Origin of the sequence: Synechococcus sp. C9 (genome assembly GCF_022984075.1) — a bacterium.
Lineage (GTDB): Bacteria > Cyanobacteriota > Cyanobacteriia > Gloeomargaritales > Gloeomargaritaceae > Gloeomargarita.
Map to the genome: position 1 here is coordinate 224,967 of NZ_JALAAD010000001.1, position 15,322 is coordinate 240,288.

The 15,322-nt window shown below is 50.0% G+C and carries 15 protein-coding genes and 2 tRNA genes; 4 read left to right on the top strand and 13 right to left on the bottom strand.

Annotation, left to right across the window (positions count from 1 at the left end; translation table 11 throughout):
- The first annotated feature begins 1 nt into the window (after position 1).
- Positions 2-1,543, top strand: coding sequence for a circadian clock protein KaiC (kaiC, locus tag MLD66_RS01110; RefSeq protein WP_247215106.1), 1,542 nt, complete (start codon positions 2-4; stop codon positions 1,541-1,543).
- Here the strand turns inward: kaiC and cobU are convergent.
- The 6 genes from cobU to MLD66_RS01140 form a co-directional block, all read right to left on the bottom strand.
- Positions 1,506-2,078 (bottom strand): bifunctional adenosylcobinamide kinase/adenosylcobinamide-phosphate guanylyltransferase, encoded by a 573-nt coding sequence (gene cobU, locus MLD66_RS01115; RefSeq protein ID WP_247215107.1) that lies wholly within the window; start codon positions 2,076-2,078, stop codon positions 1,506-1,508. The two genes, kaiC and cobU, sit on opposite strands and share 38 nt — an antisense overlap.
- Before the next feature lie 180 nt (positions 2,079-2,258).
- Entirely contained in the window at positions 2,259-2,822 is a 564-nt protein-coding gene (locus MLD66_RS01120) for a hypothetical protein (RefSeq protein ID WP_247215108.1), read from the bottom strand.
- 615 nt (positions 2,823-3,437) lie between these two features.
- Positions 3,438-3,518: transfer RNA gene (locus tag MLD66_RS01125), tRNA-Leu, on the bottom strand.
- 2 nt (positions 3,519-3,520) lie between these two features.
- Positions 3,521-4,096, bottom strand: a complete 576-nt coding sequence (locus MLD66_RS01130; protein ID WP_247215109.1) for a class II aldolase/adducin family protein — start codon at positions 4,094-4,096, stop codon at positions 3,521-3,523.
- 34 nt (positions 4,097-4,130) lie between these two features.
- Positions 4,131-4,721, bottom strand: a complete 591-nt coding sequence (locus tag MLD66_RS01135) for a hypothetical protein (RefSeq protein WP_247215110.1) — start codon at positions 4,719-4,721, stop codon at positions 4,131-4,133.
- Between the two features lie 140 nt (positions 4,722-4,861).
- A complete protein-coding gene (locus MLD66_RS01140) occupies positions 4,862-5,455 on the bottom strand; it encodes a manganese efflux pump (RefSeq protein ID WP_247215111.1) in 594 nt (197 codons plus the stop codon).
- A gap of 382 nt (positions 5,456-5,837) precedes the next feature.
- On the opposite strand from MLD66_RS01140, the gene crtD reads away from it, so the two are divergent.
- Positions 5,838-7,331, top strand: a complete 1,494-nt coding sequence (gene crtD, locus MLD66_RS01145) for a C-3',4' desaturase CrtD (protein WP_247215112.1) — start codon at positions 5,838-5,840, stop codon at positions 7,329-7,331.
- A 21-nt stretch (positions 7,332-7,352) separates the two neighbouring features.
- On the opposite strand, the gene MLD66_RS01150 is transcribed toward crtD, so the two are convergent.
- Both MLD66_RS01150 and MLD66_RS01155 read right to left on the bottom strand, forming a co-directional pair.
- The gene (locus MLD66_RS01150) at positions 7,353-7,856 is read right to left on the bottom strand and encodes a TIGR02652 family protein (RefSeq protein WP_247218879.1); all 504 of its coding nucleotides are present in this window, start codon (positions 7,854-7,856) and stop codon (positions 7,353-7,355) included.
- Between the two features lie 38 nt (positions 7,857-7,894).
- Complete coding sequence (locus tag MLD66_RS01155) at positions 7,895-8,272, bottom strand: DUF4359 domain-containing protein (protein ID WP_247215113.1); 378 nt, start codon at positions 8,270-8,272, stop codon at positions 7,895-7,897.
- A gap of 379 nt (positions 8,273-8,651) precedes the next feature.
- On the opposite strand from MLD66_RS01155, the gene purE reads away from it, so the two are divergent.
- Positions 8,652-9,161 carry a 5-(carboxyamino)imidazole ribonucleotide mutase gene (purE, locus tag MLD66_RS01160; protein ID WP_247215114.1) on the top strand — a complete coding sequence of 170 codons (510 nt, stop codon included), beginning with the start codon at positions 8,652-8,654 and terminating at the stop codon, positions 9,159-9,161.
- On the opposite strand, the gene MLD66_RS01165 is transcribed toward purE, so the two are convergent.
- On the bottom strand, positions 9,151-10,356 hold the full coding sequence (locus tag MLD66_RS01165) for a 4-hydroxy-3-methylbut-2-enyl diphosphate reductase (RefSeq protein ID WP_247215115.1): 1,206 nt from the start codon (positions 10,354-10,356) through the stop codon (positions 9,151-9,153). The two genes, purE and MLD66_RS01165, sit on opposite strands and share 11 nt — an antisense overlap.
- An 88-nt stretch (positions 10,357-10,444) precedes the next feature.
- On the opposite strand from MLD66_RS01165, the gene MLD66_RS01170 reads away from it, so the two are divergent.
- A tRNA-Phe gene (locus MLD66_RS01170) sits at positions 10,445-10,517 on the top strand.
- A gap of 713 nt (positions 10,518-11,230) precedes the next feature.
- Here the strand turns inward: MLD66_RS01170 and MLD66_RS01175 are convergent.
- The 4 genes from MLD66_RS01175 to MLD66_RS01190 all read right to left on the bottom strand — a co-directional run bounded on the left by MLD66_RS01175 (position 11,231) and on the right by MLD66_RS01190 (position 15,283).
- Positions 11,231-11,911 (bottom strand): hypothetical protein, encoded by a 681-nt coding sequence (locus tag MLD66_RS01175; RefSeq protein ID WP_247215116.1) that lies wholly within the window; start codon positions 11,909-11,911, stop codon positions 11,231-11,233.
- A 132-nt stretch (positions 11,912-12,043) separates the two neighbouring features.
- Positions 12,044-12,619: a Uma2 family endonuclease gene (locus MLD66_RS01180; protein WP_247215117.1), complete on the bottom strand. Its 576-nt coding sequence runs from the start codon at positions 12,617-12,619 to the stop codon at positions 12,044-12,046.
- Positions 12,620-12,850: 231 nt separating this feature from the next.
- Positions 12,851-14,680 carry a glutamine--fructose-6-phosphate transaminase (isomerizing) gene (glmS, locus tag MLD66_RS01185; protein WP_247215118.1) on the bottom strand — a complete coding sequence of 610 codons (1,830 nt, stop codon included), beginning with the start codon at positions 14,678-14,680 and terminating at the stop codon, positions 12,851-12,853.
- Between the two features lie 132 nt (positions 14,681-14,812).
- Complete coding sequence (locus tag MLD66_RS01190) at positions 14,813-15,283, bottom strand: CBS domain-containing protein (protein WP_247215119.1); 471 nt, start codon at positions 15,281-15,283, stop codon at positions 14,813-14,815.
- Positions 15,284-15,322: the final 39 nt, after the last annotated feature.

A 15,322-nucleotide genomic window follows, 5' to 3' on the forward strand; every position in this document is an offset into this window, starting at 1 on the left:
TATGTCCGCTGGAAGCGTAATGGGTGTGCAAAAAATTCGCACCTTAATTGAAGGATTTGATGAGGTAAGTCACGGGGGATTACCGGCGGGTCGTTGTACGATTGTCAGCGGCACCTCCGGGACGGGAAAAACGATTTTTGCCATGCAGTTTTTATACAATGGCATCATCCATTTTGATGAACCAGGGATTTTCGTCACCTTTGAGGAGTCCCCGGAGGATATTATCAAAAACGCCCTCAGTTTTGGTTGGAATTTACAAGCCCTGATTGACCAGGGAAAGTTATTTATTTTGGATGCTTCCCCGGAGCCGGAGGGACAGCAAATTATTGGGGAATTTGATTTATCCGCCCTGATCGCCCGGATCGAATATGCGGTGGAGAAATTCAAAGCCAAACGGGTGTCTATTGATTCGGTAACGGCGATTTTTCAGCAGTATAGCGGTAACAATGGGGTGTCCATGATCCGCAATGAGTTATTCATCATGGTCGCCCGGTTAAAGAAATTGCAAGTTACGACGGTGATGACCACAGAACGGATTGATGAATATGGTCCCATTGCCCGGTTTGATGTGGAAGAATTTGTCTCGGATAATGTGGTAATTTTACGCAATGTTTTAGAGATGGAACGCCGCCATCGCACGATTGAAATCCTCAAATTGCGGGGCACGACCCACATGAAGGGGGAATATCCATTTACGATTAGCCAGGATGGGGTGAATATCTTTCCTTTGGGGGCGATGCAGTTGACCCAGCGTTCTTCCAATGTGCGGGTGTCTTCCGGGATTCCCACCCTGGACGAGATGTGTGGCGGGGGCTTTTTCAAGGATTCGATTATTTTGGCGACGGGGGCGACGGGGACGGGCAAAACCCTGTTGGTGAGCCGGTTTTTGGAAAATGCCTGTCAACGGGGGGAACGGGCGCTGTTGTTTGCCTATGAGGAATCCCGGGCGCAATTGTCCCGCAATGCTTCTTCCTGGGGGGTGGATTTTGAGCGGTTTGAACGCCAGGGGTTGCTGAAAATTATCTGCGCCTACCCGGAATCCACTGGGTTAGAGGATCATATGCAGATTGTGCGCTCGGAAATTTCCAGTTTTCGTCCTTCCTGTTTTGCCATTGATTCCCTATCGGCGCTGGCACGGGGGGTGAGCAATAATGCGTTTCGGCAGTTTGTGATTGGGGTGACGGGGTTTGCCAAACAGCAGGAAATTACCGGATTTTTTACGAATACGTTAGACCAGTTTTTGGGTTCTCATTCGATTACGGAGTCCCATATTTCCACGATTACGGATACGATTTTGCTCTTGCAATATGTGGAGATTCGGGGGGAAATTTCCCGGGCGATCAATGTGTTCAAAATGCGGGGTTCTTGGCATGATAAAGGCATCCGGGAATATGTGATTACCAACCAGGGTCCAGATATTCAGGATTCCTTCCGCAACTTAGAACGGATTATCAGTGGTTCGCCCACCCGGGTGATGGTGGATGAAAAAACGGAACTTTCCCGGATCATGCGGGGGGTACAGAATCCAGAAACGCCCCTCTAGGCACGGGTTGCCCTAATTCAGTGAGGTTGATTGCCCACCCCCCGGTGACGAGGTACACCTGGTCAGCGATGGCACCAATTGCCTGCACCAATTCTCCCAAACGATCCCGAAATGAACGCCCGGAAGGATAGGCGGGCACCACCCCCCAACCTACTTCTTCGGCGACCAAAATGATCGGGGTAGAAATGGTTTTTAAGGCAGTCAGCAATTGGGTTTCTAGGGTGAGCCATTCGGAGGGATTTAATGCTAAAAATTCTGCCACCCAAGTCCCCAGGGAATCCACCAATAAACAGGTATCGGGCGGCGGATTGTGGCAAAGGGCGACCAAATCCAGAGGCGGTTCCAGGGTACGCCAGTGGGCGGGTCGTCGCTGTTGGTGGTGGCGAATCCGGTTTTGCCATTCCGGGTCGTCGGGGGCGGGGTGACTGGTGGCGACGTAAATGACGGGTAATTGCGAGCAGTGCGCCAGATGTTCCGCCCAGCGGCTTTTGCCGGAGCGACTAGGACCGGTGACCAGGGTGATCGGGCAGGGCATGGGGGATTGTGAACTTGGGATCGATCTAATCTTAAGTTGGGGCAAGCATGGGTCAAAAAGCTGACGACCGCAATCTGCCCAAATTTATTTTTATCCCCCATCCCTCTTGCCATTCTTTTGGATGGGTTCTGAGGCGCATTTTGAACATTCAATCATTCATGCTCCCACTGGGCAACGCCTTTATTTATTGACCTGCGCCAAAAATGCTTTCACCAAATTTTCCTTTTCAGATTCTGATAGCTGATTATTGGGATTTGAATAAATACGAATTTCCGTAAACCGGTCATTTTTCACTTGTGTTCCCGATGACTGAAATCCATTGCCCCAACGGGCAGGAGGCTTGAGCAACGGTGAAAAACTATTTTCTTTGGGACGATAAACATCATGTAAAATGACGTAATTTCGCTCCGAAACTGTTATTTGTTTGTGAAAGGGAAAAATGGATTGGGGTTCCTCGGCAAGGGTTCTGTCCCTGGTGTAAGCAATCAAAATTACTGGCGATGGATTGGTGGAAGCGTCTATGGTAAATTCCCGGGAACTGTAACCATACCACAGTGCCACGCCAGCCAAGAACACAACTTCTACAGTGGAAAGTAGCACTAACGGCACTGTCATTGAAAGCCATCGGTCCAGTCCCCAAAGTCCCCCTAAAATGGCAATGCCAATCAATAGATATATGCCGCCAATCGCTGACACGGAATCTCGGCTCAGGAGGTAAAGCGCATAGGGCAATCCTATCGCCATGAGCAACGGACACAGGACAGAGAAAATAGTTACCCTTTGGAAGAATAGATTCATTTGGCAGTGACCCCTAGGGTGGACTTAGAAAGGTTGGGTTTTTCGTCTTCAAAAATAACATGAATCTCCAAAAACTCCCTTCCTCTCACCGTAACCACTAGGTTGTTAGTGGTACCCGAAGTTATCTCTTTACCGTTACCATAAGGACACCTCTATTTATTCACAACGATACAAAATTATCTCGCTGGAACCCTTATATTCAGGAGAACCAGAGATGGGGGCTACGCCCCTGCGACCTATTTTTAGAGGTGTCCATAATTTATTTTTTTGATCCACTCTAGCAATCCTACTTGATTTACAAACAAAAATTTTCCAAAACCAAGGACCGGGGCGGTGCCCCTGCAACCCCTGTTCCATTTTCATTTAGGATTGCTACAGATGGGGTTTGAGCCGCATTTTAGACATTTATAGTCGTTTCACAAGAAAATGCAACACTTTGAGGCACTGGTAATCACTGCATCCCCTTCTAGGACAGGGTTTGCAGGTAAAGGCGAATGTCGCAAACTTGTTTGAAATTACTACAATCCTGGGCTAATCCCATAGGCAACGCTGAAAATTTGATGCGGATGGCGAGACTCGAACTCGCAAGGCGAAGCCACACGCCCCTCAAACGTGCGCGTATACCAATTCCGCCACATCCGCATTCAGAGCTTTAGTTTAGCATGGGCAAAAAGCACCTGCCCTGCCTCCGCCGCCGTGCGCCCAAAACTAAAGATACCGTCCTGGTGACCCGCCATGACAAAGCAATTGCGCTCAAAGGGGTCATGGGGGTAGAGTGCCCGGATCGCCTGCGCCATCGCCTGGGTGCCGTAGGGAATCTCCGGGGGGGTGCGGGGCATCTCCGGCTGTTGCAGTAACTGCGTCCAGAGGGTGGGGCAGTGAATATGAAACACGACCTGAATCCGGGGGTCCAGTTGGTAGATTGCCCAGTGGGTGGGGGCTTCGCTACTGGCACAGGTAGAACCGATGACGGTGAGGGTATGGGTCGCCGGGTCGTAATCGGTCACCAGTACATAATCAGCACAAGTTAATTTTGTCCGATGCGCCACCTGGGTCGCCGTGATCACCAACCCGCCTTGGGGATGGCGTTGGCTGACATTCCCATAGCTCACCCCGTCCGGGTACTGCCCCAACCACCCCTGTTGGTGTAACCGTTGCCGCCAGGATTCCAAAAGCTGGAGGTCTGCCCAGTCCAGGGGCGCACCTGGTTGATGAACCACCCGGTATTTGACGACCCCTTCCCGATCAGCAGTCCTAGCTCCCAATGCCCTGCGCTCCTTGCACCAATTTCCACATCCCAAATCCCATCAGCACCACTGCCGCCGTGACATTTACCCACCGCTGGGGAAATTTCGCCCGGGTGTTTTGCCCCAGCCATTGTCCCAGGGAGATGGGCAGGATGCTAAAGACAAACATCAGGAGCGTCATCCGCCCCGGGTCAAAGCCCGCCAGTCCCGCCCCAACCCCACCGGCTAAATTGCTAACGGCAGTCCCCAACCCCACCGCCCCCGCTTCCCGGTAGGAAACCCGTACTGGTACCACCGGCGGGAACCCATCCTCCACCTGTGCCTCCACCGATTGTTCTGCTAAATAAACTTCCCAAACGGTCAACATTCCCAAGGTTAAAAAAGCCAAACCCCCCAGCAATTCCCCTACGGATTCACTCAAAAATTGGCGCAGAAAATCCCCAGCCAGTACTGAAAAAAACGTAGCAGACGCATTACATATTGCAATCATCAAATTGCCCAGAAAATTGATCCGTCTGCCCCGTAGCCCATAGGTGGTGCCAATAATCAAATTGTCAATATTCGTCGCCACTCCTAAGAGCAAGTAGGTCAATACCATGGGTATCCCATTCATCATTAGGTCTCCTGGTTTAAGTTAGGTCATCGTCACTGCTAATACTTGTATCTGACTGCCATTTTAGCCAAAGCGGTTAGGAAATCCCCATTCAGGGAAAATTCCCCAGTGAATAACTATTTTGCTTAGGACATCACCCCCCCGATCAATTTCCAAATGCCAAACCCGGTAAGCACGGGAGCGGCTGTGATATTTGCCCACCGCTGGGGAAATTTAGAGGCGGTATGTTGACCAATCCATTGCCCCAGGGAAATGGGTAAAATGCTGAAAGTAAACATTAAAAGGGTCATCCGCACCACCTCAAATCCTGCTAAGCCCGCCCCCACGCCCCCGGCGATATTGGTCACACTCAACCCCAACCCCAGACCCAAGGCTTCCTGGCGAGATACTCGGACATAGCCGGATTTAATATTGTCCGGTGGTGCTTCCCCCTCTGCCTCGAGTTCTTGATCCATCATGTAGGTTTCTGCAATCGTCAAAAAACCCAACGTCAAAAAGACCAATCCACCCAACAATTCCCCCACCTGGGCGGTCAAAAATTGCCGTAAAAAATCCCCGATCAATACTGAAATAAAGGTAACCGCCCCATTCAGGGAGCCAATCATCACATTGTTGACAAAATCAATCCGGTGCCGCTTGAGACCATAGGTCGTGCCGATGATCATATTGTCAATGTTGGTGGCGACCCCCAAGAGCAGGTAAGCAACAACTTCATTCATGGCACGACTCCTACAGCAAAATTAGTCAATTCCTGGCAAATTATACCCCTTTTTTGAACAAAAACTAGATTAGCTTGATTTATTATTCTGGCTTGGAATAACCGATAAAAAACTATTTCCGAGAATTTGCCAGATTGCCAGTATTTATACAAAGTAATTACCAAAATTTTTGAATTAAACCCAAAACTATTGGTGCAGTTTTATGACGACAGGTGATTGAAAACCAGTGGATAACCAGGATTTATAAGTTTTTTTACCGATTGAGAATCGTTCTATGACTGTGTCTTTCCCTGGCTATACATCCGATGGCAAGGGGCATCCCTCGCTTCACCCGCATGGGTACGTTAAGATCAAAGAAAAGTAAATTTTTGTAACAAAAATCATGAGAATCGGCGTGATTGGGGCGGGGATCGGGGGCTTGACGGCGGCGGCTTTGTTGGCTCGGCGGGGGTTTGAGGTGGTGGTGTGGGAGCAGGCGGCGCAGGTGGGGGGGTGTGCGTCCACGTTCCGGCGGGGTGGGTTTACGTTTGACGTGGGGGCGACCCAGGTGGCGGGTTTGGAACCGGGGGGGATTCATTACAAAATCTTTACAGAATTGGGGATACCTGTCCCGCCGGGGGTATGGTGCGACCCGGCTTGTGCGGTGTATTTGCCGGGGGAATCCCAGCCGGTGCGGGTGTGGCGGGACCCGGAGGCTTGGCGGGCAGAGCGACAACGGCAATTCCCTGGAAGTGAACGGTTTTGGCAGTGGCTGGATTGGCTGTTTGCGGTGGGCTGGCAATTTCAACAACGGCAACCGGTGATTCCGCCTCGCTCCTGGGGAGATTGGGGGCAATTGTTGCGGGCGTTGGACGGGGATACCCTGCTCATCAGTCCCCTAGCCCTGCTCACGGTGGGGCAGGCATTACAACTTTTCGGTCTGGGGGGGGAGCGCCGCTTGCAAACTTTTTTGGATATGCAGTTAAAATTATATTCACAATGTAATGCAAATGAAACGGCTTTGTTATACGGGGCAACGGCTTTGGGAGTGGCGCATAGTCCCCAGGGTTTACAGCATTTGCACGGCAGTATGCAGGTTTTGAGCCAGGGGTTGCTCCAGAGCTTGCAGAAGTGGGGGGGACGGGTGCGGCGGCGGCATCGGGTGACGGCAATTACTGTAGAGCGGGGGCAGGTGCGGGGGGTGTGGGTAGAAAATCAGCGGGGCAAGGGTTGGTACGAGCCGGTGGATCACCTGGTGGCGAATGTGACGGCGGTGGATTTGGTGCGGTTGCTGGGGGATGCGGCGCCTGAGGGGTATCGCCAGCGGATTGCCGGGTTGCCCCCTGCGTCCGGGTGCTTTGTTCTGTATCTAGGGGTGAAACAGTCGGCGATTCCGGCGGGCTGTCCTCTGCATTTACAATTTATGTACGATGCCCAGGGGGAGATTGGGGAAAACAATTCCCTGTTTGTCTCGGTCAGCCAACCGGGGGATGGGCGGGCACCGGCGGGCATGGCGACAATCATTGCCTCATCCTTTACGGCGATTCACCGTTGGCAACAGGGGGATTATGACGCATTAAAACAGCAGTACACGGCGCAAGCCCTGGCTCGGCTGGGGGAATTTTTTGATTTATCCCCAGGACAAGTGGTTCACTGTGAAGCGGCGACCCCCCGGACGTTTGCCCGCTATACGGCTCGCACCCAGGGTATGGTGGGGGGCATTGGGCAACGGGTGCATACCTTTGGTCCGTGGGGATTGGCAACCCGCACGCCGATCCGGCACCTGTGGTTGGTGGGGGATTCGGTGCATCCAGGGGAAGGTACTGCTGGGGTGAGTTATGCCGCTGTGCAGGCGGTGGGGCAAATTCTCGCCAGTGGGCAACGGCGCAAACATTAAGTTTCCGTAGTCAAACCGGCATCAATCAAACAAGCGCAGGTAGGGGTAACGCACGGGGGTTCCCGGCTCCTTATCCAAATAAAAATTAATCACTTCCCAGCAGGGTTCCGTTGCCGGGTCGGGGCTGAAAACCACCGGCAGTCCATAGAGCCGATAGCGACATCCCTCCTCGCCGGGGCGGTTGGCTTTTTCCAGGTATCCCGTCATCAATTCCTGATACCGCTGGGCAATTGTCACTTTGGTCGCCCGATAGCCCTGGCTATACAGTTGGTCCAACGCCTCATGGATTTCAAAGCGGATGCCGTCCGGGTGCGTATGTTGTCGGTACCAATGCTGTTGCCATTGCCGCCAGCGTCGCCCCGATTGCAGATGTACCAATTCCCCTGTCTCTGGGTTGGATTCAAACGCCCCATGCCGTGGACATAGGTAGGTATCCGTCAGGGTGAGGGCGGGAATCATTTGCCGACAGTGGGGGCAGGCAATCTCTGGTCCAAAAATCGGGTACTGCCAACTCGGTGAAATCAAGGGCACAACTCCCAACAACCTAATGCTATTGTAACGGTCTATTTCGCCGGGATGGTGATAAATTGTCGGGCGATGCCAATGGTGCGATAGGTATTCCCAAAAAGCTCGGTGGTGTAGAGGCTAAAGAAAAAATAGTTTTGTACCCGGGTATTTCGGCGTAAAAAGTCCTCTGTGGTGCCCCGGATGGCGGTTAAAATATCCGCGCAGGATTGATTCAGATAGGTGGTTAAAAATTGGGGAATTTCTTGAGCCTCAGTAGCCTCTTTGAGGATGTCCGGCAAACGGGGGCAAAGTTCCTGGCGCAGGGTGACAAAGGCAAAGCCAATAAATTCCTGTTCCGAGGGATTGGTCAGCCCCAAACCCAAACCGACCGCCGCCACCACCCCCAAGCTACCCAATAGAATATGCCGTTTCACTAATCCTGACTCCTAAATTTGAATTGGTTGATGGGCATCTTGAGCAATTGAGAAATCCTAGAAAGCAATTGAGAATCAGAATATGGATTCATGATCACGCAACCCCCGTCTTTGGCTCTCATTAACATAGGTATTTCATCGAGATCATTTTCGGCACCTGCCCCTAAATCTACTGGCATGGGTTTTATTCTACTGGAATCAGCATCCACTCAGGCGACTTGTAACAATATCACCTGAATTGTGAGTAAATTTTACACTTAAAAGATTAAGGGTCGCAGGGCATTACTGCGTCTTTGATTCTCCATAATCTGATGATTTACATCAATCATCTAGGATTGCGTGAAATTACGATAGGATCAAACAATGATTGGGGGATGGCATGGCACTGGTGGGCATCATTATGGGAAGCGACTCGGATTTGCCGGTCATGTCCCAGGCGGCTCAGGTCTGTGAGGATTTTCACCTCGCCTACGACTTGGCAATTGTTTCCGCCCATCGCACTCCCCACCGGATGGTCTCCTACGCCGAAACCGCCCACCAACGGGGCTTGCGGGTGATTATTGCCGGAGCCGGGGGAGCCGCCCATCTGCCGGGTATGGTCGCCGCTTTGACCCCCCTGCCGGTCATTGGGGTGCCTATTCCCACCGCCCAGATGCAGGGTTTAGATTCCCTGTACTCGATTGTACAAATGCCCAAGGGGATTCCCGTCGCCACCGTCGCCATCGGCAACGCCACGAATGCGGGGTTACTCGCCGTGCAGATTCTCGCCTGTGGGAACGAGGAACTCTGGAGCCGCCTGCACGCCTATCGCCAACAGCTTACCGAGCAGGTTTTGGACAAGCAGGAACGATTGGCACAACAGGGTTGGCGCAGTTATCTCAACCCTTGATGGCAAAAATTTTCTCAATCACATCCGCCACCACCTTATCCGGGGTAGAAGCCCCCGAGGTTACCCCCACTGTAATCGGTCCCGCCGGGAGCCAGGGTTCCACCGTTTCCAGGTAATGCAAATCCGGGCTGAGGGGTTTGTGTTGCACCCGATTCCCCGGTCCAATCCGATCCGCACTGTCAATGTGGTAGGAAGGAATCCCATGCTCAATGGCAATTTCCTGCAAATGGGTCGTATTGGAAGAATTAAATCCACCAATCACCACCATCACATCCAAGGGGTTTTTCACCAGGTCAAACATGGCATCCTGGCGTTCCTGCGTGGCATCGCAAATCGTATTAAAACTGAGAAAATGCTCATGCAAATTCACGGGTCCATATTTTTTCAGCATGGTATGTTCAAACAGTTTGCCAATTGCCTCCGTTTCCCCCTTGAGCATGGTGGTTTGATTGGCAATTCCCACCCGTTCCAAATCCCGATCCGGATCAAATCCCTCCGAACAGGCATGGCGAAATTTGGCTAAAAATTCCTGCCGGTCGCCCCCCTGCAAAATGTAGTTGGCAACATAGCGAGCTTCCTCCAAATTCAACACCACCAAATACCGCTCCGCATGGGAACTGGTGGCAATCGTTTCCTCATGTTTGTATTTCCCATGAATAATGGAAGTGTAGCCCCCCTTGCGGTGCTTGCCGACCCGATTCCAGACTTTGGAAACCCAAGGACAAGTCGTATCTACGATCACGCATTCCCGTTCATGGAGCAATTCCATCTCCTGCACACTGGCACCAAAGGCGGGTAAAATCACCACCGACCCCCGGTCCACCCCGCTAAAATCCTTGCGTCCGTCCGCTGTCACCGGGATAAATTCGATCTGCATTTGCCGCAGATTTTCATTCACCGAGGGGTTGTGAATAATCTCATTGGTAATCCAAATCCGCCCATCGGGAAACTGCCTGCGGGTCTCATAAGCCATAGCGATTGCCCGTTCCACCCCCCAACAAAACCCAAAGGCTGACGCCAGCCGAATCGTCACCTCTCCCTGGGTGAGGGTGTAATGTTCATTCCGCAGGCGTTGCACCAGGGAACTTTGGTACTCGCTTTGTAATACGGGTTCCACCTCCGCCTCCCGCCCAAAACTCTTGCGGAAGTAGCGGTCAGAGTCCCGGAGGTTTTGACGGAGGACACGGGGGTTCATGGGCAGGCACCATCACTACACTTCGCATGATAAAGGAGTTTTCCCTATTCTGGTACAAATTGTTTTGGGCTATAATGATTAATCGCCCGCCGGGATAGCTCAGTCGGTAGAGCAGAGGACTGAAAATCCTCGTGTCACCAGTTCAAATCTGGTTCCTGGCATAGCTCCACAACCGAATACCGAAGCCAATTCCAGAAAAATTTGTACTGATTAAGTATGGCGATATGCCCCTGGCTGTTGCCAGGGTATTGGGTCTAAAAGCCCAGCGGGTCGGCAATGGGGAACCGACAGCATAGCTCATGATCCCCATTTCTTAAGCCATAGTAATCCTAACTAAGTTTAGAGCAGGGGTCGCAGGGGCACTGCCCCCGTCTTGGCTTCTGGAGGATTTTGGTATGCCAATCAAATATAGCAATCCTAAATGAAAATAGAATAGGGGTCGCAGGGGCACCGCCCCCGTCCTTGGTTCTGGGAAATCTCTGTTCGCTAATTCAAGTAGGATTGCTATATATTGTCTTCTGAGATTTTCTAAGGACAGCAACTCATCCTTACTTGAGAAACTTAAATCCAAAAGATATGATTCTGCCCATTTATCCCCACTCATATATTCATTGGCAGTAACCAAACCAAGATGTTGTACTTGAATAAATTTATCAAAATAAATCTCACTTGGAACTTGATTTGACTTGGATGAATTGACTGATTTGGGAACAGGAATTAGATTCCATAATTGGTTGTGGGCTACAAATGTCCAAGGTAAGTAATGATCTAGAGAAAAATTCTCTTGTACTATCTGATTTGAGTAGATGCAACGGAGATTTTCAGAATATTTGATAATAAGATTCTAAAAGTTAGTTTGTTGTGTTATTGGCTCCTATGTGAGAGGAGGAAAAATTTTATTAGCAATGGCTGGCGTACTCGGATTTTTACCTTGCATATATTGTAAAAACTCCCATGCTGCCCATGCCCGAACAATTGAAAAATTCACTTTAAGATATTCAATCCACAGAGGGTGTAATATAATACTGTCTTTTGTAAGTTTATATAATGGTTTACGATTTTCAAATTCTTGCTCAGCAAGATCGCTAATCCTTTGATTAACCTGTTGGTCTTTAAGTCCTCTTAGCAGATCAGAAAAAAAGGGTCTGATCAATCTGTAAGGTACATATCTTAGTAGGTCTATAGTTGTCGAACTAAGACTACATTGAGAGATAATTTCTCTTATCTTTTCCTGTTCATTTTGCGAGACTCCTGACAAATATTTATCAATTTTTAACTCATTTCTAAGTGTATCAAGCTCCCTGGCAATCATATCTTGTGAACCGAAAGATAAATTAAAAACAGAATGAGGATACCAAGCGATTGCTAGCATTCCGACCAAAATATCCTTAAACCTAAATAAATCTTGATCAAACTGACTTCTCTCTAATAACTGCATAATGCTCAATAAAAAGAGGAATTTATAGGAATTAGTCCTATCACTAAATATACTAGAGAGTACAGAGATATTTAGATATTTTGAGTGTGGCAACTGGTATAAATTTTTATTTTCCATTAGAAAGAATCTCCTTACAGAGATGATCCTAGTATATATCTAGCTTGCCCCATAAATTATGTTCTTAATAATTGCAAAGCTGAAAATGACCCGATTTTACCAATATTTACAGGTTTTGTCTAGGGCAACGATCTAAAACTTAGATAACTGTTCGACTGTTAACGCTAAGTGGGTTAGTAAGCCAGACCTGATTAGAGCTTGACCCATGTACTCAGTGGATGTGTAAGAGCGGTCTTTCAATAAACAAACCGTAACTTTCTGTTCTTCTGCGTCAATAATCCAATACTCAGGAATGCCCATCTGTAGATATTCTTCCCGTTTTTTTTGATAATCCCGCTCCTGATTTTCACTCCTTGGACTGACCACTTCGATAACCAGTAACAGTGGACGTTCGACAATGGCTGACTTGGGATTTTGTTTACGCAATGCTTCCCACTCTTCCCGATGCAGAATACATAAATCTGGTTCTCTTGACGAACGGATACCAGTGCGTACACTGATACCGCCAGGAAAAATTTCTAGGGATAGATTATGATCGTTTATGTATTGTTGAATTAGGGAATATAAAAAGCGAATAATTGCAATATGTTGGGGACTGGCGGTGGACATGATAATTAATTTCCCATCTTCTAATTCCACACGATCATCCTCCGCATCATAGTCCAAGAACTCTGCAAAAGTATATTTTTTGATCTGTGTTTGAGCCATGATCCTACTCCTTATTTCAGATATGATTGCCTAATTTTCTGTGTGCCAGTCAAGCAACAACGCTTAGCCATCTAGTTACCCTTGAAGATATGGGAACAAGGAATTGCTCAGGGCGAACCCTGTGGACTAACTGGCTTTAGTATACAACTTTATTGTCGAGTTTACAACTTTATTGTCCAGTATACAAGTTTATTTTCTGCGAACAACACGTACAACAGCTAATTTTTTCGACTATTCCACAGTGACAGACTTGGCGAGGTTGCGGGGTTGATCCACATCTAAACCCCGATGGGCGGCAATGTAATATGCTAGCAATTGTAAAGGAATGACTGTAACTAGAGGAGAGAGTAATTCGGGTACTTCTGGTATGGTTAAATTCACCTGAAATAGATCGGGAATTTCCATATTGGCGGCTGAACCCACCCCAATAATATGGGCTTCCCGCGCTCGGGCTTCTTGTACGTTACTCAAAACTTTGTCGTACACGGTTCCTGGGGTGGCAATGGCAATGACCGGCACACCCTTATCCAATAGGGCAATGGGACCATGTTTCATCTCTCCGGCAGGATAACCCTCGGCGTGAATGTAGCTAATTTCTTTCAGTTTCAATGCCCCTTCTAAAGCAATTGGAAAATTGATGCCCCGCCCTAAATAAATGACGTGTTGCACTTCTTGAAATTCATAGGCAAGTTGTTCAATGGCTGGTGCTTGAGTTTCTAAAATCCACTCCAATTGGTTGGGAATTTTTTGCAAATTGGCTAAGTATAATTCCAATTTTTCTTGGCTGAGGATTTGCCGTTGGTAGGCTAGGTCAAAAGCTAATAAATAAAAGGCAACGACCTGAGCGATAAAGGTTTTGGTGGCGGCTACCCCAATTTCAATTCCCGCACGGGTGTCTATCACATAGGGCACCAGGCGACCCAAACTACTCTCCGGGCGGTTGGTAATCCCCAATAACCAGGGGGTACCCGTCAACTGGCGGCTGGATTCCAAACTCAAGGCGGCAAGGGTGTCGGCGGTTTCCCCGGACTGGGTGACCCCAATGGTGAGGGTGCGGGGACGGTAGGGGGGCGGAGCATAGCGAAATTCGGACGCATAATGTACGGTGGTGGGTACCTGCGCCACTTGCTGTAAAATGTACTGCCCGACCAAACCGGCGTGCCAACTCGTACCACAGGCGACAATTTGAATTTGCTCCACCTGGGGATACAATTCCTGCACGGGTCCCAGGGCAATCTGCCCGTCCAAAAGATGGGACTCCAACCCCTGGCGCAACACCCCCGGCTGGTCGTGGATTTCCTTGAGCATATAATGCTTGAACCCACCTTTTTCCACCAGGACGGGACTCCAGGTGAGCCGCTCAGGATAACGCCGCACCCGCTCCCCGGCAAAGCTGTACAGTTCCACCCCCAGGGGCGTGAGCCGGGCGAGTTCCCCATTTTCCAAACTCAAAAACGCCTGGGTATGATTCACCAAAGCGGTGGTATCGGAGGCGCAAAACAATTCCCCCTGCCCCAACCCCACCACCAACGGTGCCTGCTGACGGGCAATGATAATCTCATCCGGCGCATCGGTGGCAATGGCGGCAATGGCAAAAGCCCCCTCCAATTGGGCAACGGTGAGACGCATCGCCTCGAGGAATGGGTAATTATTTTGTAAATACTGGCTCAACAGGTGGGGAATGACTTCCGTGTCCGTGTCAGAGGTAAACACACAGCCCTGGGCAGTGAGTTCTTCCCGCAGGGGGCGATAGTTTTCGATAATGCCGTTTTGCACGACGGCGACCCGGTGCTGATTGTCGCAATGGGGATGGGCGTTGCGCTCTTCCGGCTTGCCGTGGGTTGCCCAGCGGGTGTGACCAATCCCGATGTGGCTGTTCGTATTCGGCAGACGGGCTTGGAGATTGTGCAGTTTTCCCGGTGCCCGCAGGACGTGAATTTCCCCGTCACTTTGCCAGGCAATCCCGGCGGAATCGTAACCCCGGTATTCCAGACGGCGCAAGCCTTCCATCAAAATCGGGGTGGCTGATTGTAACCCCACATAGCCCACGATACCGCACATAACCCCTCACATCAGTTGGAACGAACCGGGCTGAGCATCCAACGAAAATGTAAATGTATTTTAATTTTATTTAGATTAAAGCAACGCCGAATGAATTAGGCTGATTGTACTGGATAAGGCTGGTTTTTGTCATCACTCTGCCGCCGTCGCCTGGGCAATACTCCGCACAATATCCCCCCGGGTGAGGATGCCCACCACCCGATTTTCCGAATTCACCACCGGCAGACGGCGAATCCGATGCTGGTGCATTTTGTGTGCCGCCACGCTCACCAATTCCTCCGGGCGAATACTGATTGGATTAGGAGTCATCACATCCCCTACCGTCGCCCCCAAAACCTTGTGCAGTTCTTGCCGATAGTGATGGGGATTTTCCAGCCAAATCACCGCATCCATAAACCAAAAAAACACCGGCGGACGCACCCCTTCCTGGCGTTCCAAAATGTCCTGGTTGGATAGCACCCCCACCAATTGATGCCGCTCATTCACCACCGGCAGTCCGCTGAACTTGTGTTCCCCCAGGATGGCAATCGCCTCCTCAATCGGGGTCTCGGGGTAGGTCACCACCGGGTTGGCGGTCATCACCTCGGCAACGGTTTGGGTCATAGATTGCTCTCTGTTCGGATTATTGTGGATTTTAGCGCA